Annotated in this window: 27 protein-coding genes; all 27 read left to right on the top strand. The window is 55.4% G+C overall.

Annotation, left to right across the window (positions count from 1 at the left end):
* The 27 genes from rpoC (at position 1) to rpsM (ending at position 19,805) form a co-directional block, all read left to right on the top strand.
* Entirely contained in the window at positions 1–4,278 is a 4,278-nt protein-coding gene (gene rpoC / locus OSO_RS0132775) for a DNA-directed RNA polymerase subunit beta' (RefSeq protein ID WP_010587115.1), read from the top strand.
* Positions 4,279–4,481: 203 nt separating this feature from the next.
* On the top strand, positions 4,482–4,853 hold the full coding sequence (gene rpsL, locus OSO_RS0132770) for a 30S ribosomal protein S12 (protein ID WP_010587114.1): 372 nt from the start codon (positions 4,482–4,484) through the stop codon (positions 4,851–4,853).
* A 135-nt stretch (positions 4,854–4,988) separates the two neighbouring features.
* A complete protein-coding gene (rpsG, locus tag OSO_RS0132765) occupies positions 4,989–5,462 on the top strand; it encodes a 30S ribosomal protein S7 (protein ID WP_010587113.1) in 474 nt (157 codons plus the stop codon).
* Between the two features lie 134 nt (positions 5,463–5,596).
* Positions 5,597–7,675 (top strand): elongation factor G, encoded by a 2,079-nt coding sequence (gene fusA / locus OSO_RS0132760; protein ID WP_010587112.1) that lies wholly within the window; start codon positions 5,597–5,599, stop codon positions 7,673–7,675.
* Between the two features lie 279 nt (positions 7,676–7,954).
* On the top strand, positions 7,955–8,281 hold the full coding sequence (gene rpsJ / locus OSO_RS0132755; RefSeq protein ID WP_010587111.1) for a 30S ribosomal protein S10: 327 nt from the start codon (positions 7,955–7,957) through the stop codon (positions 8,279–8,281).
* Positions 8,282–8,387: 106 nt separating this feature from the next.
* Positions 8,388–9,059 carry a 50S ribosomal protein L3 gene (gene rplC / locus OSO_RS0132750; RefSeq protein ID WP_010587110.1) on the top strand — a complete coding sequence of 224 codons (672 nt, stop codon included), beginning with the start codon at positions 8,388–8,390 and terminating at the stop codon, positions 9,057–9,059.
* A 63-nt stretch (positions 9,060–9,122) separates the two neighbouring features.
* A complete protein-coding gene (gene rplD / locus OSO_RS0132745) occupies positions 9,123–9,746 on the top strand; it encodes a 50S ribosomal protein L4 (RefSeq protein ID WP_029247733.1) in 624 nt (207 codons plus the stop codon).
* A gap of 67 nt (positions 9,747–9,813) precedes the next feature.
* The gene (gene rplW / locus OSO_RS0132740) at positions 9,814–10,116 is read left to right on the top strand and encodes a 50S ribosomal protein L23 (protein WP_010587108.1); all 303 of its coding nucleotides are present in this window, start codon (positions 9,814–9,816) and stop codon (positions 10,114–10,116) included.
* 25 nt (positions 10,117–10,141) lie between these two features.
* A complete protein-coding gene (gene rplB, locus OSO_RS0132735) occupies positions 10,142–10,999 on the top strand; it encodes a 50S ribosomal protein L2 (protein ID WP_010587107.1) in 858 nt (285 codons plus the stop codon).
* 54 nt (positions 11,000–11,053) lie between these two features.
* Positions 11,054–11,323, top strand: a complete 270-nt coding sequence (gene rpsS, locus OSO_RS0132730) for a 30S ribosomal protein S19 (RefSeq protein ID WP_010587106.1) — start codon at positions 11,054–11,056, stop codon at positions 11,321–11,323.
* A gap of 29 nt (positions 11,324–11,352) precedes the next feature.
* Positions 11,353–11,682: a 50S ribosomal protein L22 gene (gene rplV / locus OSO_RS0132725; protein ID WP_010587105.1), complete on the top strand. Its 330-nt coding sequence runs from the start codon at positions 11,353–11,355 to the stop codon at positions 11,680–11,682.
* A gap of 106 nt (positions 11,683–11,788) precedes the next feature.
* Positions 11,789–12,481, top strand: coding sequence for a 30S ribosomal protein S3 (gene rpsC / locus OSO_RS0132720; RefSeq protein ID WP_010587104.1), 693 nt, complete (start codon positions 11,789–11,791; stop codon positions 12,479–12,481).
* Positions 12,420–12,833: a 50S ribosomal protein L16 gene (rplP, locus tag OSO_RS46040; RefSeq protein ID WP_029247731.1), complete on the top strand. Its 414-nt coding sequence runs from the start codon at positions 12,420–12,422 to the stop codon at positions 12,831–12,833. Before rpsC ends, rplP begins: the two co-directional genes overlap by 62 nt.
* A gap of 195 nt (positions 12,834–13,028) precedes the next feature.
* Positions 13,029–13,214 carry a 50S ribosomal protein L29 gene (locus OSO_RS0132710; protein WP_157605593.1) on the top strand — a complete coding sequence of 62 codons (186 nt, stop codon included), beginning with the start codon at positions 13,029–13,031 and terminating at the stop codon, positions 13,212–13,214.
* An 83-nt stretch (positions 13,215–13,297) separates the two neighbouring features.
* Positions 13,298–13,567 (top strand): 30S ribosomal protein S17, encoded by a 270-nt coding sequence (rpsQ, locus tag OSO_RS0132705; protein ID WP_040592733.1) that lies wholly within the window; start codon positions 13,298–13,300, stop codon positions 13,565–13,567.
* 25 nt (positions 13,568–13,592) lie between these two features.
* A complete protein-coding gene (gene rplN / locus OSO_RS0132700; RefSeq protein WP_010587100.1) occupies positions 13,593–13,958 on the top strand; it encodes a 50S ribosomal protein L14 in 366 nt (121 codons plus the stop codon).
* Between the two features lie 24 nt (positions 13,959–13,982).
* Entirely contained in the window at positions 13,983–14,324 is a 342-nt protein-coding gene (gene rplX / locus OSO_RS0132695; protein ID WP_010587099.1) for a 50S ribosomal protein L24, read from the top strand.
* 31 nt (positions 14,325–14,355) lie between these two features.
* Positions 14,356–14,907: a 50S ribosomal protein L5 gene (rplE, locus tag OSO_RS0132690; RefSeq protein WP_010587098.1), complete on the top strand. Its 552-nt coding sequence runs from the start codon at positions 14,356–14,358 to the stop codon at positions 14,905–14,907.
* A gap of 117 nt (positions 14,908–15,024) precedes the next feature.
* Positions 15,025–15,210 (top strand): type Z 30S ribosomal protein S14, encoded by a 186-nt coding sequence (locus OSO_RS0132685; protein ID WP_010587097.1) that lies wholly within the window; start codon positions 15,025–15,027, stop codon positions 15,208–15,210.
* A 4-nt stretch (positions 15,211–15,214) separates the two neighbouring features.
* Complete coding sequence (gene rpsH / locus OSO_RS0132680) at positions 15,215–15,604, top strand: 30S ribosomal protein S8 (RefSeq protein WP_010587096.1); 390 nt, start codon at positions 15,215–15,217, stop codon at positions 15,602–15,604.
* A 29-nt stretch (positions 15,605–15,633) separates the two neighbouring features.
* Complete coding sequence (rplF, locus tag OSO_RS0132675) at positions 15,634–16,176, top strand: 50S ribosomal protein L6 (RefSeq protein ID WP_010587095.1); 543 nt, start codon at positions 15,634–15,636, stop codon at positions 16,174–16,176.
* 47 nt (positions 16,177–16,223) lie between these two features.
* Positions 16,224–16,589 (top strand): 50S ribosomal protein L18, encoded by a 366-nt coding sequence (gene rplR, locus OSO_RS0132670; protein ID WP_010587094.1) that lies wholly within the window; start codon positions 16,224–16,226, stop codon positions 16,587–16,589.
* Positions 16,590–16,641: 52 nt separating this feature from the next.
* Positions 16,642–17,133 (top strand): 30S ribosomal protein S5, encoded by a 492-nt coding sequence (gene rpsE, locus OSO_RS0132665; RefSeq protein ID WP_050986229.1) that lies wholly within the window; start codon positions 16,642–16,644, stop codon positions 17,131–17,133.
* Between the two features lies 1 nt (position 17,134).
* Positions 17,135–17,602: a 50S ribosomal protein L15 gene (gene rplO / locus OSO_RS0132660; RefSeq protein WP_010587092.1), complete on the top strand. Its 468-nt coding sequence runs from the start codon at positions 17,135–17,137 to the stop codon at positions 17,600–17,602.
* 282 nt (positions 17,603–17,884) lie between these two features.
* A complete protein-coding gene (secY, locus tag OSO_RS0132655; protein WP_010587091.1) occupies positions 17,885–19,249 on the top strand; it encodes a preprotein translocase subunit SecY in 1,365 nt (454 codons plus the stop codon).
* A 6-nt stretch (positions 19,250–19,255) separates the two neighbouring features.
* Positions 19,256–19,372 (top strand): 50S ribosomal protein L36, encoded by a 117-nt coding sequence (gene rpmJ / locus OSO_RS50215; RefSeq protein WP_010587090.1) that lies wholly within the window; start codon positions 19,256–19,258, stop codon positions 19,370–19,372.
* A gap of 46 nt (positions 19,373–19,418) precedes the next feature.
* A complete protein-coding gene (gene rpsM, locus OSO_RS0132650; protein ID WP_010587089.1) occupies positions 19,419–19,805 on the top strand; it encodes a 30S ribosomal protein S13 in 387 nt (128 codons plus the stop codon).
* The last annotated feature ends 172 nt before the right edge of the window (positions 19,806–19,977 follow it).

Genomic DNA, 19,977 nt, shown 5'->3' with positions numbered 1-19,977 from the left:
GTGAGCGTCGGTGAAACCACATACGATCGCGTCAACGAGTATTCAGCAATCAAGATTGGTTTGGCCAGTCCGCAAGACATCCGCGGCTGGTCCTTTGGCGAAGTCAAAAAGCCAGAAACCATCAACTACCGAACCTATCGCCCCGAGCGTGACGGTTTGTTCTGCGAGCGGATCTTTGGGCCTGAAAAGGACTGGGAATGCGCTTGCGGTAAATATCGCGGGATGAAGTACAAAGGGATGATCTGCGATCGCTGCGGCGTGAAGGTCACCCACAGTCGTGTGCGTCGCAAGCGCATGGGGCATATCGAACTGGCGGCGCCCGTCGTCCATATCTGGTTCTTCAAGTCGATGCCCAGCCGTCTGGGTGCCTTGCTGAATGTGAAGACGACCGCGCTGGAAAAGGTCGTCTACTTCCAGGATTACATCGTTCTCGACCCCGGCGATACCCCGCTGCGGAAGGGGCAGTTGCTGACGGAAGAAGAAGCGCGTCAGGCTCGGGCGAAGTATGGCGAAGGCACCTTCGAAATCGAAATGGGTGCCGATGCTGTCAAGAAGTTGCTGACCGGGTTGAATCTGCGGGAGCTCTCGGAGCAGCTCCGCATTGAGCTGAAGAAGACATCCAGCCAGCAGAAGAAGAAAGAGCTGATCAAGCGGCTCAAGATCGCCGAAGCACTGCGCGACAGCGACAACAAGCCCGAATGGATGGTACTGGACTGCGTTCCCGTGATCCCGCCGGATTTGCGGCCGTTGGTTTTGCTCGATTCAGGTAACTTCGCAACGAGCGATTTGAACGACCTGTATCGTCGTATTATCAACCGCAACAACCGGTTGAAAAAACTGGTTGACCTCAATGCCCCCGAAGTCATCGTGCGCAACGAAAAGCGCATGCTGCAGCAATCGGTGGATGCGTTGTTTGATAATAATCGTTGTAAGCGACCAGTGCTGGGGTCGTCGAACCGTCCTCTGAAATCCTTGACCGACATGATCAAGGGTAAGCAGGGGCGGTTCCGCGAGAACCTGCTGGGTAAGCGCGTCGACTATTCCGCCCGAAGCGTGATCGTCGTCGGTCCGAACCTGGAACTGCATCAGTGTGGTCTGCCGAAAAAGATCGCGCTCGAACTGTACCAGCCGTTCATCATTCGTCGGCTCAAGGAACTCGGCCACGCCGATACCATCAAGAGCGCCAAGCGAATGCTGGAACGACGTGACGAAGAGGTGTGGGATATTCTCGAAGAGGTCATCACCAATCATCCGGTGTTGTTGAACCGAGCTCCCACGCTGCACCGAATGGGTATTCAGGCGTTCGAACCAATCCTGGTCGAAGGAAACGCCATTCGAATTCACCCGCTGGTGTGTAAGGGCTTTAACGCCGACTTCGACGGCGATCAGATGGCTGTGCACTTGCCGCTGTCGATCGAAGCTCAAGTCGAAGCCACGACCCTGATGATGTCGACCAATAACATCTTCAGTCCGTCGAACGGTGCCCCGATCATCAGTCCGTCACAAGATATCGTGATGGGTTGCTACTACGTCACATTGAAGAAGGCCGACCGGCCTGGTGATGGGATGATCTTTGCCTCGACGCAAGAAGTGCACACGGCCTTTTTGTTGGGCAAGGTCACGCTGCACACCGCGATCAAGGTTCGGATGCCGAAGGACAAACGCGTCAAGGGCGAAGGTTCGGACGATTACACCTTGGGTGGCGTCGTCGAGACCAGCGTCGGGCGGATCATGTTCAACGACATCCTTCCTCCGAAGATGGCGTTCTACAACCAGACGATGAAGAACAAGGATTTGGCGAACGTCATTTCCGACTGCTACCTGGAGTTGGGACGACGTCAAACGATCAAGCTGCTTGACCGGATGAAGGAAGTTGGCTTCCGGGAATCGACCCGCAGTGGTCTGTCGTTCGCCGCCAGCGATCTGAAGACTCCGGACAACAAGGAAAAGGTGATTCTGGCTGCCGAGGCCACGGTTCTCAAGAAGCAGAAGCTGTATGAGAAGGGTGTGATCACGGCCAAGGAACGGTATGAACAGGTTCTCGATACCTGGACGCATGCCAGCGATCAAATCAAGATCGCGATGATGGAAGCGTTCAAGAACGACCATCGTGATAACGGGCACTATGTGAACCCCGTGTATCTGATGGCCGACTCGGGTGCTCGAGGGGGTCAGGAGCAGATCCGACAGCTTGCCGGGATGCGTGGTTTGATGGCCAAGCCAAGCGGCGAAATCATCGAAACCCCGATTAAGGCGAACTTCCGCGAAGGTCTGTCGGTGCTGGAATACTTCAGCTCGACGCACGGTGCGCGTAAGGGTCTGGCCGATACTGCTTTGAAGACGGCAGACAGCGGTTACTTGACCCGTAAGCTCGCAGACATCTGCCAGAACATGGTCGTCACTTCGCATGACTGCGGAACCACCAAGGGGATTACCCGCGGTGTGGTCTATCGAGGCGAGAAAGTCGAAGTCAGCCTGGCTGACGCGATTCGTGGTCGTGTCAGTCGGCAGAACATTGTGAATCCGATCACGGACGAAGTCATCGTTCGCGAAGACGAGATGATCACGGTGGATATCGCTCGCAAGATTGAAGAGATGGGACTGGAGAAGATCCAGGTCCGCAGCCCGATGACATGCGAGTCCGATCTGGGGATGTGTCGTCTGTGTTACGGGATGGACTTGTCGACTGGTTCGCTGGTCGAAGAAGGTCTGGCGGTCGGGATCATCGCCGCTCAGAGTATCGGTGAGCCTGGTACACAGTTGACGATGCGTACGTTCCATATCGGGGGCGTCGCGATCAAGGACATTCAGGAAAGCGAAATCAAGTCGCGTCGTGCCGGTCATGTGCGACTTGCTCGAATTCGCAGCGTGGTGAACGCCGACGGCAAGAGCGTGGTGCTCGGTCGAAACGGTGAGATCCTTGTTGTGGATTCGAAGGATCGCGAACTCGAACGCTACACGGTTCCCACCGGGGCTGTGTTGCAGGTTGCCGAGAACGAAAACGTGGCTGTGGGCCAGGTGCTTTGCACGTGGGATCAGCACTCGATTCCGATTCTCTGCGAAGTCGGCGGTCGCGTTCGGTTCGAAGACTTGATCGAAGGACAATCGATTCGATCCGAGAAGGATCCAAGCGGCAATATTCGTAAGACCGTGATCGAGCACAAGGGCGACCTGCATCCGCAGATCGTGCTGGAAGATTCGACCGGCAAGATTCTCGACTTCTACTACTTGCCGGAACGTGCGAGTATCGAAGTGCTGGAAGGTCAGCAGATTTCCGCTGGTACGGTTTTGGCGAAGAATCCGCGAGAAACGTCGGGTACGCAGGACATCACTGGTGGTCTTCCGCGAGTCACCGAGCTGTTCGAAGCACGGAAGCCGAAAGAGCCCGCGATCATCGCGGAGATCGACGGTGAAGTGGAACTTGTCGCCGAGAAGAAACGCGGCAAGCGAATCATCATCGTTCGCGGTGCCGATGGTACCGAGAAGGAACACGTCATTCCGCACGGCAAGCAGTTGCTGGTGCATGCCAAGGATCAGGTGCGGGCCGGGGACGCACTGGTTCGTGGTCCGTTGGTTCCACACGACATTCTGAGGGTGAGCGGTGAAGAAGCCGTGCAGCAGTACCTGCTACACGAAATTCAGACCGTGTACCGTTCACAGCGCGTGGTGATCGACGACAAGCACATTGAGATCGTGCTGTCGCAGATGTTGCGTAAGCTGAAGGTCGAAGATGTGGGTGATACAGTGATGCTGCCAGGCGTGCTGGTTGACCGCTTCGAGTTCCGTAAGATGAACCAGAAGCTGCAATCCAGTGGGCGGGTGTCCGATCCTGGGGATTCGGAATTCCACGAAGGCGATGTGGTTCCTCTGGAAACCATCGAACAAGTGAATCGCGAAATCGAAGGATCGAATGGTTCGCTGATCAAGACGGCCAAGCCGAAGCCCGCCAATGCGAGCACCCAGTTGCTGGGGATCACGAAGGCGGCTGTTCAGAGCGACAGCTTTATTTCGGCAGCGAGTTTCCAGGAAACGACCAAGGTGCTGACCGAGGCGGCCATCGCTGGCAAGATCGACAATCTGGTTGGTTTGAAGGAAAACGTGATTCTTGGCCACTTGATTCCGGCAGGGACCGGTTTCCAACTGCATCAGCAGTCGGAAGTGAAGATCAAGCCGGAAGCGTTGGCCGAAATTTATGCCGAGCGTGACCGCATCTTGGCTGCTCGTGCCAACTTGCTGAACGAGCCGGATTTGACGAATACGATGACGGACAACAAGTAAATTCGCGGATCACCCCGGAAAATGGGTTCTTGGAACCCGTTTTGGGGGTGAAGTGAATTTAAAAATCGAGGACAAATACAGGACTCTCACAGCCAAGCTTGAAGTTCTGGCGGTTGAAATTTACACTCTATGGTTTCCCACCAAACGTTCAGTAGTGCGCGTTGGGCCGGAAGCCGCCTCATCGATAAGACACAGGTAAAAGAATGCCGACGATCAATCAACTGATTCGCAAACCGCGAAAACATCAACCCGTTCGCACCAAGACTCCGGTGTTGGAAGGTTGCCCGCAGAAACGCGGTGTGTGTCTGTTGGTGAAAACGGTCACCCCGAAGAAGCCGAACTCTGCGCTGCGTAAGGTGGCCCGTGTTCGTCTTTCGAATGGAAAAGAAGTCACGGCTTACATCCCCGGTGAAGGCCACAACCTGCAAGAACACTCGATCGTGCTGGTTCGCGGTGGTCGTGTTCGCGACTTGCCAGGGGTTCGTTACAAGATCATCCGCGGGGTGCTGGATACGTTGGGCGTTGCCAAGCGTATGCAAGCTCGCAGCCGTTACGGTGCCAAGCGACCCAAGTAAATCGCTGCCGGTCGAGCGTTTGTCGGATGGCACTCGCGAACGATCGTGGTGTTTGGGGCGACGAGTTAATATCGGGTCGTGTTCGTGCTGGCCCGTTGAGATGTTCGCTGAGTTATTGCGGAAAAAGAATCAAACATGGCAGATAAGTTCACACGCAGTCGATCGCAATTGGCCCCAGATCCACGCTATGGTTCGAAGCTTGTGTCGAAGTTCATCAACTGTCTGATGCACGACGGCAAGAAGAGCGTCGCTCAGCGATCGTTCTACGATGCGATGGATCTGATCGCCGAAAAGATTCCCGACAAAGAGCCCGTCGAAATCTTTACCGTCGCGGTCGAGAATTGTCGGCCGTCGCTGGAAGTGAAGTCAAAGCGCGTTGGTGGTGCGAACTACCAGGTGCCGACTCCTGTGAATTCCAAGCGTCAGCAGACGCTGGCGATCCGCTGGATTCTGGAAGTTTGTCGCGATAAGAAAGGGCGTCCAATGAACCGACGCTTGGCCGAAGAGTTAATGGCCGCTTATCGACGTGAAGGTGCGGCGATCACGAAGCGCGAAAACGTGCATCGTATGGCCGACGCGAACAAGGCCTTTGCCCACTTCGCGTGGTAATCGCCTTCGGACGGTTTGCCTATTCGCCTCACGGCCTTGTGCTGATCGATGGCGGAATCTGAGTTATCATCAAGACCCGGTATCCAGTGATACCGGGTCTCTTTGTATCAAGACTTCACGACGGAGGCCTGATCGTGGCCACGGATATTCAACAGATTCGCAACATCGGGATCATTGCTCACATTGATGCCGGTAAGACCACGACCACAGAGCGAATCCTGTTCTATGCCGGAGCGACGCATCGCATGGGAGATGTGGATGCCGGCACGACGGTGACGGACTTCGATCCGGAAGAAGCGGCACGCGGGATTACGATTTATTCGGCCGCCATTTCCTGCAAGTGGCAGGGGCATGTTGTCAATATCATCGATACGCCTGGTCACGTGGACTTTACCGCCGAGGTTGAGCGAAGCTTGCGGGTGCTCGATGGCGGTGTTGTCGTCTTTAGTGCCGTCGAGGGTGTTGAGGCTCAGAGTGAGACGGTGTGGCGGCAGGCGGATCACTATCGCGTGCCGCGAGTCTGCTTCATCAACAAGATGGATCGGATCGGAGCTGGCTTCGAGCGCGTGTTCGGGCAGATCGAGAATCGATTACATGCGAATCCGGTTGCGTTGCAGCTACCCATCGGTGAAGGGCCCGTCGATCGCCCGAACGGGTTTTGCGGCGTGATCGATCTGATCGAGATGAAGGCGCTCTACTTCAGTCGAGAGAATCAGGGACGCGAGATTCGAGTTGAGCCGATTCCCGAGGCTGAGGTCGATCGGGCTCAGGAATGGCGAGCGCGTTTGATCGATGCGATCGCCCTGCTGGATGATGATGCGTTTGCGATATTTGACGAAACTGGTGATCTGCCTCCCGATCAGGTGATTCGTGTTCTTCGCAAGGCGGTGATTACGTGTCAGCTTCAGCCGGTGTTGTGCGGCGCGTCATTAGACTATGTGGGTGTGCAGCCGATTCTGGATGCCGTGATTCGCTACCTGCCAAGTCCTGACGATTTGCCGCCGGTGAAGGGGCGCAATCCAAATCCTAAAAAGGATAAGGAAGAGGTTCGGAAGCCGTCGGACAAGGAGCCATTCTGCGGGCTGGTCTTCAAAATTCACATTGATGAGCACACTGAGCTTTGTTTCATCCGGATTTACTCGGGCGTCCTGAAGAGCCGATCACGGTTGCTGAATCCGAGGACGGGTGGAAAAGAGCTGGTGAGTCAGCTTTGGAGGATACAGGCCGACTCACGTGAAAAGCTTGAAGAGGCATCGGCGGGCGACATTGTGGGTGTGGTTGGGCCCAAAGAATCAGTGACGGGAGACACACTCTGTGATCCGCTGAATCCGATTTTGTTGGAGTCGATTGAGTTTCCGGAGTCGGTGATCTCGATGGCGATTGAGCCGGAGAGTAGTGCTGATCGGAAAAAGCTCGAAGAAGTTCTGACGTTGATGGCGAAGCAGGATCCCACGTTTTCGCGGAACTCAAGCGAAGAGACCGGCCAAACCATTATTAGTGGGATGGGCGAGTTGCACCTGGAGATTATCAGTAAGCGGATTGAGCGCGATTTCAAGCTCAAGATTCGCACGCACCGTCCGCGCGTGACTTATCGGGAGAGTGTTCGTTCGGCGGCCGAGGCGGAAAGTCGGATTGAGCGGCAGGTTGGGGGGGCGAATCAGTTCGCGGCGGTCAAGATTCGGATCGAACCCGACCCAAAGTCTGCGGCCGTGACGGTGGTCAATCAGTTGAAGCCGGGGGATTTGCCGGAGGCGCTGCAAGTGACGCTCGTTCGGTCGCTTCAGGAGCAGCTTGGCGGTAGCGGGGCGGTGGGTTTTCCGCTGCACGATATCAAGTTGACGATTCTGGGGGTGGGCTGGCGCGAGGGTGAGACGACTGAAGCGGCGTTGCAATACGCGGCGGCCATGGCGTTTCGCCAGACGCTGGAGAAGGCCGGCACGGTCCTGCTCGAGCCGATCATGAAGTTGGAAGTCGTTACGCCAGATGGATTTGTCGGCAATGTCTCGGCGGATCTCAATTCGCGTCGCGCAATGATTGTGAATACAGAATTGCGCAATAATTTAGTGGTCATCGACGCCGAGGCGCCTTTGGCTACGATGTTTGGGTACTCCAACGACGTGCGAAGTTTGTCTCAAGGGCGCGCGTCGTACTCCATGGAGCCGCTCCGGTTTGATGAGGCGCCGGCGCGGGTTCTTGAGGAAATGTTGGGGTGAAATCTGCCGGTTTTGCCCTTGTTTTCAGGCTGTTTGCGAAAACAACCAGAAACCGCAAGGGCTTCGTTGACAATGTTCGCTAGCATCAATACTATCTCCGATCCCCCGCCGTGCGGTCGCCGCAGAGGTTCTGTCGGTACAGTGTTCGTTCTAACGACAATGTCCGCTCTCATGGTGGCTAATAGCTGCCAACATCGCGGGGTGAGCTGCCTCAGTTTGGTTGTCTGGGGTGGAAAATGAAGTTCAACAGCATCAAAGTGCGTGTACAGGGATTTTCGAGTGAGCGCCATTAAGCAAGATCGAATTCGGATCCGGATGGAGGCTTACGATCATTCCGTACTGGATCAATCGGCCGCTGAGATTGTGGATACCGCGAAGCGAACGGGAGCGGTTGTGCACGGTCCCGTGCCTCTGCCGACCCGTATCGAACGGTACACGGTGTTGAGAAGCCCGCATATTGATAAGAAGTCTCGAGAGCAATTCGAGATTCGGACTCATAAGCGGTTGATCGACATTATTCAGCCGACGGGTAAGACTGTCGACGCGTTGAATAAGCTGTCGCTGCCTGCGGGTGTTGACGTCAAGATTAAGGCGTCTGCCGGCTAAGGTGGTTGGTGTCGCGTGGTGTCTGGTAAGGTCGGCCGCTAGTGCTGTCTGGCGGGTGTCTGCGGGATTTGCTTCCCGTGACTGTGTTGGAAGAAGGGTTAGGCTCATGGTGGCTGGCTTGCTGGGTTCCAAGGTTGGGATGACGCAGATTTACGATGCGGCTGGGGCGGAAGTTCCGGTCACTGTCGTTAAGGTTGGTCCATGTGCCGTGCTGCAGGTTCGGACGGTCGCAAAGGATGGCTATGAAGCTGTTCAGCTTGGTTTCGGAGCAAAGCCGCGACGGCTGTGTTCGCGATCCGAGTCCGGGCATGTGGCGGGTGTGCTCTCGGGGCTGGTTGAAAAGTCGGTGTTGAGTGGCGGTGACGGCGCGTTCCGATTTGTCCGCGAGTTTCGCACAGAGGGTGGCGGGGCTCAGCCAGCCGTTGGCGATGTGTTGACGGCCGGTGAGTTTGCTGAAGTCGCTCATGTCGACGTGACGGGCGTGTCGAAGGGCCGCGGATTCGCAGGTGTGATGAAGCGACACAACTTCGGTGGTGTCTGTGCAAGTCACGGAGTGAAGAAAGTGCATCGGTCCGGTGGTTCGACTGGTCAAAGTACGGATCCCGGTAAGGTGTTCAAGGGTACCAAGATGCCAGGTCGGTACGGCGGCAAGCGTGCGACTGTGCGTCGGATGAAGGTTGTGTCGGTTGATGCAGATCGGAATTTGCTGCTCATTCGCGGCGCGGTTCCTGGGTTCTCTGGCGGGTATGTGATGGTTCGTCCAACGAACTGTTATTGATCTGTTGTTGAGTGGCCTGCGGTTGTGGTCGTTTTGAGTGGTGTTTGGGTCGGGGTTATTTCAATGCATACATTGCCTGTCTATTCGCAGACTGGTCAGTCAACCGGTGAGTCGTACTCGTTGGATCTGGCAAAGATTGCTGATCGCGTGAATGAAGTTCTGCTTCATGAAGCGGTCGTGATGTATCAGGCGAATCTGCGCGTTGGTACGGCGAAGACGAAGTCGCGTGCCGAAGTGTCTGGCAGCGGCAAGAAGATGTACAAGCAGAAGGGGACCGGTAATGCCCGTATGGGTAATAAGCGGACTCCTGTTCGGCGAGGCGGTGGTCACTGTTTTGCGAAGCGACCGAAAGATTGGGGCTATCGGATGCCTGCCAAGTCGCTTCGGTTGGCAACGCGGATGGCGATTCTGTCGAAGTTCGTTGACGACGAAGTGACAGTTGTTGATTCGATCAAGATGGAGGCACCGAAGACGAGTGCAATTCATGGCATGGTCAAGGCATTGGGATTTGCCGAGACGTCTTGCATGCTGGCGATCGACAAGCATGATCCTGTCGTTTGGAAGTCGTGCCGGAATCTGCCGAAATTTTCGGTAGCTCCTTGCGACGAGTTGAATGCGTTAAGCGTTCTTGGTCGGAAGCGGTTCGTGATTACAAAAGCGGCCCTCGATCGGCTGCTGGCCCGGTAGTTGAACTGCGGTCAGTGTCAGTCGTGTGTGTCGAAGTTGTTGGTTTGTGGATGAGGGAAGGCAGATTGTGGCTGCGGAACACTCGAACGCGTTAAGCGTATACAATGTGATTCTCAGGGCGCACGTCACCGAAAAGGCGACGCACCTGGTTGAACGCAGAAACGTCTATACGTTTCTCGTCAATAAGTCCTCAACCAAAACGGATATCCGTGCGGCTGTGGAAGAGTTGTGGGGTGTGAAGGTCGTCAGTGTCAAGACGATGAATCGAGTTGGCAAGCCTCGTCGTCACAAGATGCGTGAAACGACGGCAGCAGACACCAAGAAGGCCATTGTGGTTCTGAGTGCCGATGATCGCATTGCATTCTTTTGAGAATTGAGATTCGAGGGATCTGACGATGGGTATGCGATTCTATAAGCCGACCAGCGCTGGACGCCGTGGCGGCATGGTTAGTGATTTCAAGGAAATCACAGACCGCAAGAAGAAGCCAGAAAAGTCACTGCTTGAGCCGGTCAAGAAAAAGGGCGGTCGCAACTTCCAGGGGAAGATTACGACGCGTCATCGTGGCGGCGGTCATAAGCGGATGTATCGGCTGATCGATTTCCGACGCGATAAGGACGAGTGCAGCGCGTTGGTGACGCACATTGAGTATGATCCAAATCGCAGCTCGCGAATTGCTTTGTTGCAATACAGCGACGGCGAAAAGCGTTATATTATCGCTCCTGAAGGCCTTGTTGCGGGCGTGACTGTCTCGAGCGGTCCCGACAGCGAGCCAAAGGTTGGTAACACATTGCCATTGAATCGCATTCCAACCGGAACGGTGATTCACAATATCGAATTGCAACCCGGCAAAGGGGCACAGTTGTGTCGCAGTGCTGGGACATCTGCGGTGTTCAATGCGACGGAAGGTGCTTGGGCTCAGATCACTCTGCCTTCGGGCGAAGTGCGACGCGTGCCAGCGTCTTGCCGAGCGACGATCGGCCGAGTGGGTAACTCAGAGCATTCGAGCCGAGTGCTGGCGAAAGCTGGGCGGGTGCGATGGATGGGGATTCGTCCATACGTCCGCGGTTCTGCAATGAACCCAGTTGCTCACCCGATGGGTGGTGGTGAAGGCCGCCGATCTGGTGGACGTCACCCCGTGAGTCCGACCGGAAAGCTGGCGAAGGGTGGTCGTACGCGTAACCCGCGGAAGCCAACGAAGAATGCCATTATCCGTCGGCGTAAGTCGGTTCGTTATGGCCAGTTGAAGCTCTGATTGGTCCGGGTTTGAGATTCACGTCAGTACTTAGTTCATTGTTGGAAATTCCGGATGTCACGTTCACTTAAAAAAGGCCCGTATATCGATGCGGGCTTGATCTCCAAGATCGAGAAGCTTGATGCGGTTCGCAAGAAAGAACCAATCAAGACTTGGGCTCGGCGATCGACGATTTCGCCTGAGTTCGTGGGACACACGTTTCTCGTGCACAACGGCAAACAGCACATCAGCGTGTACGTGACTGAAGAGATGGTCGGTCACAAGTTGGGTGAGTTCTCGCTGACTCGGCTGTTCCGTGGTCATGGAAACAAAGGGAACAAGTAACCTTTCGGTTCGGTGATATTATGATTTACATGTCGAAGCTTAAATACGCTCGTATCGCGCCGACGAAGGTTCACCACGTGTTGGATCTCGTTCGGGGCAAGACGGTCGATGCCGGTTTGGACGCGTTGCGTTTCATTCCGAATCGTAGCGCTCGGATGGTTGAGAAGCTCATCAAGAGTGCGCGAGCCAATGCGGAGGACCGCGGCGAGCGTAATGTGGGTGCGTTGTTCGTTTCGACGGCAACGGCGGGTTCCGGCCCGACGCTGAAACGAATTCAGCCGCACGCCCGCGGGATGGGCTTCATGATTAAGAAGCGGTTCACACACATCACCATTGGCTTAGAGTCAAAGTTGGCGTAGTGATTCGTGTTGGATAAGTGTTGCCCGGCTTCGGTTGGGGCAGTGGTCGATCTGTCTGAATGTTAACGTGACGCGTCAGGTGACGGCGCGAGGGAGAACTCGGCATATGGGCCAGAAGGTTCGACCTACCGGTTTTCGGTTGGGGATTGTCGAAGAGTGGAGAAGTCGCTGGTACGCGACCAAGGCCGAATTCGGCGATCTGCTGATTGAGGACTCGAAGATTCGCGCGTTCATCAAAAAACGCTACGAATTTGCGGCGATTCATAAAGTCGAGATCGAGCGAACTCGTGATCAGGTGATCTGCCACGTGCATACAGCACGTCCGGGGATCATCATCGGTCGCAAGGGGCAAGAAGTTGACCGGCTGAAGACGGAGCTTGAAGATCTGACGGGCCGGCATATGGACCTGAAGATTGTCGAGATTGGGCAGCCGTTCCGGAGTGCCATGCTCGTCGCGGAAGATATTGCTCAGCAGTTGGTGAAACGAGGCAGTTTCCGGAAAGTGATTAAGCGGTCGCTTGATCAGTCGATGGAAGCGGGCGTTGACGGCGTCAAGATCGAGTTGTCGGGTCGATTGGGCGGGGCGGAAATGTCCCGAACTGAGAAGGCCAGTCGCGGTTCGATTCCGTTGTCAACGTTGCGAAAGCGAATTGATTACGGTCTCGCCGTTGCGAGAACGACGATGGGTACAATTGGCGTCAAGGTGTGGATCGATTTAGGCGACGAGGAGGTGAACGATGGCTCTCATGCCCAAGCGGGTCAAGCATCGCAAAGAGCAAAGAGGGCGCGTAAAAGGTAATGCCACCCGAGGGGCCACAGTGGCCTTCGGAGAATGGGGTCTGCAGACGATGGATGCGGGACACATTCGCGGTAATACCATTGAAGCCTGCCGCGTGGCCGCCACGCAGTATGTTCGCGGTGAAGGTAAGTTGTATATTCGGATTTTCCCGAACAAGCCTATGACGGCCCGTCCGCTGGAAACGCGAATGGGTACCGGTAAGGGTGAGCCCGACCACTGGGTTGCGGTTGTTCGTCCCGGGAAGGTTCTGTTTGAATTGGCTGGGGTTTCCCAGGCCGCAGCGCGTGAATGTTTTGCTCGCGTGGCGTATAAGCTTCCTGTCCGGGTGCGGATGGTCGGTCGACACGTCTGATAGTTTGACGCGTGGATCGGGCGTGAGGTTCGCGGGGTCGGGTTCCGGCTTCGCAAAAGGACCCCTTGGCTGGACAGAAAAGGTCGGCGAGCGTCATTGTGACGGGTAAAGACAGTTTGTCGGTCGAAACACGTTCGCGGCCATTGTGACAAGGACAGAGGTGATTTTGTGCATCGATCCGATGATTTGCGACAGATGGCGGTAGAGCAACTGGAGAGCCTGGCGCTTGATTGTGCCAAGGAAGAGTTCGGTTATCGGTTTGGTTCGCATGATGATGCGAAAGCCAAGGCGAACAAACGATCCGATCTGCGTCGACAGATTGCCCGGATCGCGACCGTCATCGGTGAGAAAAAGCGCGGTGCCGAAGCGGCCGCGAAGTAAGGCATAAGGCAGGTCACTCACTGTGGCAGTGCGTGATCACGAGAGTATGTGTTGGGTATCCGGCGGCTGGCAGGAATTGATGTATGAGAAGGCGACTTGTTGGGGTAGTGGCTTCAGATCGTTGCGATAAGACGCGGCGAGTGGAAGTGCGACGTGTTTACCGGCACGCCAAGTATCAAAAGACCGTTTCCGGCACGACGGTCTGCCATGCTCATGATGAAAACAATGTTTCGAAGATCGGCGACGTCGTCGAGATCGTCGAAAGTCGTCCGATGTCACGGTTGAAGCGCTGGTGCGTGGTGAGTGTCGTCACGGCTGCCAATCGTCCCGTTGCGACAGAACCAGTTCAGTGATTTGCCCAGGAGCGCGGTGGCTTAAATGATCCAGATGCAGACAATGGTCAATGTGGCCGACAACACCGGAGCCAAGACGGCTCGCTGTATTAAGGTGTTGGGGTCGAATCGACGCTACGCAGGATTGGGCGATATCGTCGTCGTCGCAGTGCAGAAGTCTCTGCCAAACGGTGGCGTCCAGCACAAGGCCGTGGTAAAAGGCGTCGTGGTTCGTACACGCCAGCCTTACCGCCGCGCGGATGGTAGTTACATCCGGTTTGATGCGAACGCAATCGTGCTTGTTGACAACGACAATAATCCCCGTGGAACGCGTATTTTCGGTGCGGTTGCCCGTGAGTTGCGTGATCGACGGTTTATGAAAATTATCAGTTTGGCTGCGGAAGTCGTCTGATCAGCTTAAGTGAGAATGGGCATCATGCGCGTGCGAAAAGGTGATTTAGTTGTGGTCGTGGCCGGTGACGACGCAAGCCATGTCGCAAGAAAGGTCTTGCGAGTTCTGGATGGCGGCGAACGGTTGCTGATCGAAGGTGTGAATCGCGTTTACAAGCATGTGAAGCGAGGACACCCAAGCAGCCCTCAAGGCGGTCGACTTTCGCGTGAGCTGCCGATCTCGGCCTCGAACGCGATGTTCTTCTGCAGTCAGTGTAACAAGGGTGTTCGCGTCGGAACGCGGGTTAGCGAAACGACGCGTGAGCGATATTGCAAGAAATGCAAGGCTTCGCTCGGGGTCATCGGTCGTCAAAAGGCGGGCGCCTAGACACCAGTAGAAACCAGGTACGGGTAAGAATATGTCACGGCTGTTGGATAAGTATAAGACGAAGGTGCTGCCGACTCTCAAGCAATCGCTTGGTCGAGAGAACGTGCATTCGATCCCGCGCATTCTGAAGGTTGTGGTCAGCATGGGCCTGGGTAAGGCGCTGGCAGATCGCAAGCGAATTGAAGAAGCGGTTGACCACCTGCGAACGATCGTCGGGCAGAAGCCACAGGTCACGAAGTCACGACGCGCCGTGTCGGGATTCCGACTGCGTGAAAACGTGGACGTCGGCTGCAAGGTCACGCTGCGTGGCGCTCGAATGTATGATTTCCTTGACCGTTTGATTACCCTAGCGTTGCCGCGAGTGCGCGACTTTCGTGGGGTTCGATCGACGGGATTCGACGGCAACGGTAACTTCAGCATGGGTTTGAATGAACAAACCGTGTTTCCGGAAATCGATCCGGACAAGGTGACGTACGTTCAAGGGATGAACATTGCGATTGTCACGTCGGCCGGTGATGATGCCGAGGCGCTGCAATTGCTGCGAGAGATCGGGATTCCGTTCGTGAAAGATCAAGCGATCTGACATGCGGCGTCGACTCGCTGTCGCGAATGACAATGAGGCGTGAGTTTTTCGAGAGAGGCGTGAAGACGTTCGAGCGGTCTGGAAGCAGGCCAAGTTCGGTGTCGGCGAGGGAATCAAATGGCAACGACCGCACATGTGGTTAAGGCGAATAAGAAACCGAAGTTCAGTTCACGCATCGAGCATCGCTGCCAGTTGTGCGGTCGATCACGTGCCGTGTATCGGAAATTCAAATTGTGTCGTATCTGTTTTCGGAACCTGTCCCTGGACGGCATGATTCCGGGTGTCAAGAAGGCGAGCTGGTGACGCAATGGCTGATGGTGTTTCGGACATGATCACACGGATCCGCAACGCGATTCGCAACGAAAGCGCGTATGTGGATGTGCTGAATTCCAAGCTGAATCGCTCCATTTTGGACGCGGTGGCACGAGAAGGATATATCTGGAGCTATGAAGCTCCAGCGGATGCCCCTCGCATTTTGCGAGTGGCGTTGAAATATGCTGCGGACGGCGGTTCGGTGGTGCGTCACCTGCGACGCGTCAGCCGACCTGGTTGCCGCGTGTATTCGGCGGTGGAAGAGCTTCCTCAGGTTCTGCAGGGTTTGGGCGTGTGTATCGTCTCAACCAATCGCGGGATCGTGAGCAGTCGCGAAGCGCGACAGATGCGAGTTGGCGGCGAAGTCTTGTTTGTGTTGTGGTAGAACGTCTGCGTTTTAGTTGAGAACCGAGAATGTCCCGTATAGGAAAGAAGCCGATCCCGATTCCTCAGGGCGTGAACTTCGGCTTTAAAGACGGAGTCGCCACGGTATCGAAAGGCAACCGCACAATGACCCTGTCGGTTGACGACCGCATTCAGGTCACCATCGAGGACGGAAATACCGTCATCGTTGGTCGAGCCGATGACGGTCGCGACAGCCGGGCGTTGCATGGCTTGACGCGCAGCCTGTTGTCGAACATGGTTGTGGGGCTCGTGACGCCGTGGGAAGTGAAGCTTGAGATCGTCGGCGTCGGTTACCAGGCGGCATTGAAGTCTGGTGTGCTGTCGCTGCAGGTCGGATTCGCTCACAGCGTGGACCTGAAGGTTCCGGAGGGTGTGTTGTGCGAGCTTCCAGACAATACGCACATCTCCGTCAAGAGTGCTGATAAGCATGCCGCGGGACAGTTCGCTGCGAACATCCGTGCAGTGCGACCACCTGAGCCATACAAAGGTAAGGGAATTCGGTACGCGGGCGAACGAGTTCGACGTAAGGCTGGTAAGGCATTCGGTAGCTAATTGAGTTCGTAGGAACCGCCCGGGTCTCGGGAACTGGTAAGGTCGTCATGAAAAGCCAAGAAATCATTGCCACGCAAAAGCAGCGTCGGCAATTCCGCGTGCGAAACGCTCTGAAGTCCGCTGGTCGACCGCGATTGTCGGTGTTCCGCAGTGGCAAGCACATCTATGCGCAAGTCATTGATGATGCAGCTGGCGTGACGCTCGCTTCGGCGTCGACTTTGGAAGAGTCACTGCGAGGGAAACCTGGCAGCGGTGGCAATTGCACCGGTGCGGAGCTGATTGGTCGCGAGATCGCGTCACGGGCTCTGGCACGCGGGATCAAGGAAGTGTCTTACGATCGGGGGCCTTACCGCTATCACGGTCGGCTGGCCAAATTGGCTGAAGCAGCCCGCGCTGCAGGCTTGGAATTCTAGGGTTTTAAAGTTCTGACTGAATGTCCTGGCGAATTCAGCCCAGTGGCAGGAGATGGTAATAGTGGCCGGCGAACAAACGAATTCAGAATCCCCGGAACGCGTCGTTCAGATTCGACGATGTGCTTGCGTGGTGAAGGGTGGACGTCGATTTAGCTTCACCGCTTTGGTCGTCGTAGGCGATGGCCAGGGACGCGTTGGCTACGGATACGGCAAGGCGATCGAAGTTCCGCTTGCTGTGGAAAAGGCCGTGAAGGCCGCTAACCGCAACATGATTCGTTGTCCGCTGACGAAGAACTCGATCCCACACCAAGTGGTTGGCCGTTATGGTTCCAGCCAGGTCATGCTGATGCCCGCGAATCCCGGAACGGGGATTATTGCCGGCGCGTGCGTGCGTGCAGTGGCGGAATCGCTTGGACTGACAGACGTGCTGACCAAAACTCGTGGTTCCAGCAATCCCATCAATGTGGTGAAAGCGGCCTTCGACGCGTTGACGCAATTGCGCAGCCGAGAAGAGATCGCCCGGTTAAGAGGGGTGGGTGTCTAGTATGATGATTCACGATTTGGGGCTTCAAACCCCACGACGACAACGCAAGCGAGTTGGTCGCGGTATTGGTTCGGGGCACGGTAAGACTTCGGGACGCGGGCACAAGGGTGCTGGTAGCCGGTCTGGCCACAAGAATCGAGTTGGTTTCGAAGGGGGCCAGATGCCGTTGATTCGGCGCGTGGCCAAGCGAGGTTTTTCGAACCGCCAATTTGCGCAGACGGCTGCGGAAATCAATCTGAAGGATTTGGAAGCGGCGTTCGAAGCCGGTTCGGTTGTGGATCTTGTGGCGCTCCGCAAGCATGGGCTCGCGTCGAACGGCAAGATCAGTGTCCGAATTCTTGGCGATGGCGAGCTGACAAAGAAGTTGACAGTGCACGCGAACCATTTCTCACGATCAGCTGAAGAAGCGATTGTGGCGAAGGGTGGCCAGGCAATTCGGGTTGGGCTTGGTGAAGCGGTCGCTCAGTAGTAACGCTGCTTGGACGGGTAGGCCTTACGATCCAGATCGTAAGGGATGGCTCGGGCAGTTTAAGAGGCAAGGCCGGTTCGTTGCGACGCTGCTGGTCTTGTTCTGTTTTGTGATGGTAATCTGATTGATGGAATGCTACTGGCGGCGTTTGCTGTAAGCAGGCCGTTTAGGCGACCCTTCAAACAATCGTAGAGTTTGGCGTCGTGGTGTCTGTCGCGCGAGTTTTCGCGATCGAGTGGCGGCCAGGGATGAGACCTTTGGTTTTGCGGAGCAGTCAGGAACATGCTTAAGCACATCCGCAACGTATTATCGATTCCCGAATTGCGGAACCGGATTGCGCTGACACTCGTGTTGCTGGCGGTCTATCGGCTTGGCTTCTTGATTACTTTACCATTTGTGGATCAAGGGGCGCTGGCGGATAGTCTGAAGCGGCGCGGTGATAGCGGAGTGGCACATGTGATGAACATGCTGTCGCTGTTTTCAGCGTCGAACATTGGACAAATGACCATCTTCGGGCTGGGGATCATGCCGTACATTTCGGCTTCGATTATTTTCCAATTGCTGGGCACCGTCTATCCGCCGCTCGAGAAGCTGCAAAAAGAAGGTGAAGCCGGACGGAAGAAGATCAATGAATGGACGCGTTATGCGACCGTCGTGATTTGTTTCTTTCAGAGTTATTTTTGGATCTCGGTTCTGGCGGGGTCTGATGGCGACAATCGGATCATTTTAAAAGAATTCGATGATTGGTATATGCGACTTGTCTGCGTTGTGACCATGACCACCGGCAGCGTGCTGTTGATGTGGATTGGTGAGCAGATTGACGAATATGGTGTTGGTAACGGAGTGAGTCTTCTGATCATGGCGGGGATTTTGTCCCGCCTGCCGACGGCTCTTGGAAATCTGGTCGGCCCTGCCATGACGAACGGGATTGCGCTGGGGAGTCAGACGGGTATCGACAGGCTGATCGTGTTGGTGGCGGTATTCTTCGGAGTGGTCTGGTGGGTCGTGCTCATTACGCAAGCCCAGCGACGAATTCCGGTGCAGAGTGCGAAGCACGTTCGCGGCAATAAAGTTTATGGGGGAAGAACAGAGAGCTTGCCGTTGCGATTGAATGCTTCGGGTGTGATGCCGATCATTTTCGCATCGAGTTTGCTGATGTTTCCCTGGTTGGCGTTTAAGCAATTGGCCGCGTTAAATATCGATTTCATGGGTCTCGGGGTGATCTTCCAAAAGTTGGAGAACGCTTTCGCGAACCACGGTGGCTTCTTGTACAACGCCTGCTATGTTATGCTGATCTTCTTCTTCTGCTATTTCTGGACGGCGATTATTTTTAATCCGACCGAAATGGCGTCGCAGTTGAAGGATTATGGCAGTTTTATTCCGGGGTATCGTCCCGGCGATCGAACGGCCAGTTATTTGGAGCGTGTGATGACTCGCGTAACTTACGTGGGTGCTGCGTTCCTGTCGTTGGTGGCGGTGATTCCGACGGTTGTGTCGGGGCTATTGAATCTCGATTACACGGTTTCCAGCTTCTACGGTGGAACTGGTTTGTTGATTTGTGTTTCGGTGGCGATCGACTTGATTCACAAGATCGACAGCTATCTGGTGGCTCGTCAGCAGCGTGGGTTGCTGGATGTGCAGGAGTGATTGGCAATGAAGGTTCGTTCTAGCGTGAAGCTGATTTGCGAAGGCTGCAAAGTCGTGCGTCGCAAAGGTCGCGTGTACATTATTTGCTCGACAAATCCTCGCCACAAACAACGGCAGGGTTGATCGTTCACAGTTTCGGTAACTTGATTTTCGTAGTGAGTGGGTTGATATGCCGCGTATTCAAGGTGTGGATTTGCCGGGCGACAAGCATGTCGTGGTGGCGTTGCAATACATCTACGGCATCGGTGATTGGGTCGCGGCGGAGTTGTGTTTCCGATTGGGAATCGATCCGTTTTTGAAGGCGTCGTCCCTCACTGATGAAGCGGTGTCACGCATCACGACGCTGCTCGACAAGGATTACCTTGTCGAAGGACAATTGCGACGCTCGATTCAGCAGAACATCGCGCGATTGCGGGACATTCAGTGTTATCGCGGAATGCGGCATCGCCGAAATCTGCCGGTCCGCGGGCAGCGGACACGCACGAATGCTCGTACTCGCAAGGGTGTGAAGAAGACGGTGGCCGGTAAGAAGGGCGTCAAGGATATGAAGCACTGATCGAAAGATTGGTATGCTTTCCTCTGGGTAGCCCGTGGCGAACCCTGCATGACTTTGTGGTCTATGGCAGTCGTCAGTCGCGAAGCTGATACTCGGTTTGTGGTAAGAAATCAGGATGAGCGGCGAGTTGCGGTCAATGTTGATCGCCGTCGCTTGGAGTGGATTGGACAGC

Source organism: Schlesneria paludicola DSM 18645 (assembly GCF_000255655.1).
GTDB lineage: Bacteria > Planctomycetota > Planctomycetia > Planctomycetales > Planctomycetaceae > Schlesneria > Schlesneria paludicola.
The sequence above is the reverse complement of the archived record's forward strand: the minus strand, read 5'-3'. Positions and strand labels throughout refer to the sequence as shown.

Excerpts from the sequence above, each read along its gene's own strand:
- OSO_RS0132685 (WP_010587097.1), top strand. The coding sequence starts at position 15,025 with ATGGCAACGACCGCACATGTGGTTAAGGCGAATAAGAAACCGAAGTTC.
- rpsH (WP_010587096.1), top strand. The coding sequence starts at position 15,215 with ATGGCTGATGGTGTTTCGGACATGATCACACGGATCCGCAACGCGATT.
- rplC (WP_010587110.1), top strand. The coding sequence starts at position 8,388 with ATGGTGGCTGGCTTGCTGGGTTCCAAGGTTGGGATGACGCAGATTTAC.
- rpsS (WP_010587106.1), top strand. The coding sequence starts at position 11,054 with ATGTCACGTTCACTTAAAAAAGGCCCGTATATCGATGCGGGCTTGATC.
- rpsG (WP_010587113.1), top strand. The coding sequence starts at position 4,989 with ATGGCAGATAAGTTCACACGCAGTCGATCGCAATTGGCCCCAGATCCA.
- rpsQ (WP_040592733.1), top strand. The coding sequence starts at position 13,298 with ATGAGAAGGCGACTTGTTGGGGTAGTGGCTTCAGATCGTTGCGATAAG.
- rplV (WP_010587105.1), top strand. The coding sequence starts at position 11,353 with ATGTCGAAGCTTAAATACGCTCGTATCGCGCCGACGAAGGTTCACCAC.
- rplR (WP_010587094.1), top strand. The coding sequence starts at position 16,224 with ATGAAAAGCCAAGAAATCATTGCCACGCAAAAGCAGCGTCGGCAATTC.
- rplO (WP_010587092.1), top strand. The coding sequence starts at position 17,135 with ATGATGATTCACGATTTGGGGCTTCAAACCCCACGACGACAACGCAAG.
- rplP (WP_029247731.1), top strand. The coding sequence starts at position 12,420 with ATGGCTCTCATGCCCAAGCGGGTCAAGCATCGCAAAGAGCAAAGAGGG.
- rpsM (WP_010587089.1), top strand. The coding sequence starts at position 19,419 with ATGCCGCGTATTCAAGGTGTGGATTTGCCGGGCGACAAGCATGTCGTG.
- OSO_RS0132710 (WP_157605593.1), top strand. The coding sequence starts at position 13,029 with ATGGCGGTAGAGCAACTGGAGAGCCTGGCGCTTGATTGTGCCAAGGAA.
- rpsL (WP_010587114.1), top strand. The coding sequence starts at position 4,482 with ATGCCGACGATCAATCAACTGATTCGCAAACCGCGAAAACATCAACCC.
- rpmJ (WP_010587090.1), top strand. The coding sequence starts at position 19,256 with ATGAAGGTTCGTTCTAGCGTGAAGCTGATTTGCGAAGGCTGCAAAGTC.
- rpsE (WP_050986229.1), top strand. The coding sequence starts at position 16,642 with ATGGTAATAGTGGCCGGCGAACAAACGAATTCAGAATCCCCGGAACGC.
- rplF (WP_010587095.1), top strand. The coding sequence starts at position 15,634 with ATGTCCCGTATAGGAAAGAAGCCGATCCCGATTCCTCAGGGCGTGAAC.
- rpsC (WP_010587104.1), top strand. The coding sequence starts at position 11,789 with ATGGGCCAGAAGGTTCGACCTACCGGTTTTCGGTTGGGGATTGTCGAA.
- rplE (WP_010587098.1), top strand. The coding sequence starts at position 14,356 with ATGTCACGGCTGTTGGATAAGTATAAGACGAAGGTGCTGCCGACTCTC.
- secY (WP_010587091.1), top strand. The coding sequence starts at position 17,885 with ATGCTTAAGCACATCCGCAACGTATTATCGATTCCCGAATTGCGGAAC.
- rplN (WP_010587100.1), top strand. The coding sequence starts at position 13,593 with ATGATCCAGATGCAGACAATGGTCAATGTGGCCGACAACACCGGAGCC.
- rplB (WP_010587107.1), top strand. The coding sequence starts at position 10,142 with ATGGGTATGCGATTCTATAAGCCGACCAGCGCTGGACGCCGTGGCGGC.
- rplD (WP_029247733.1), top strand. The coding sequence starts at position 9,123 with ATGCATACATTGCCTGTCTATTCGCAGACTGGTCAGTCAACCGGTGAG.
- rplX (WP_010587099.1), top strand. The coding sequence starts at position 13,983 with ATGCGCGTGCGAAAAGGTGATTTAGTTGTGGTCGTGGCCGGTGACGAC.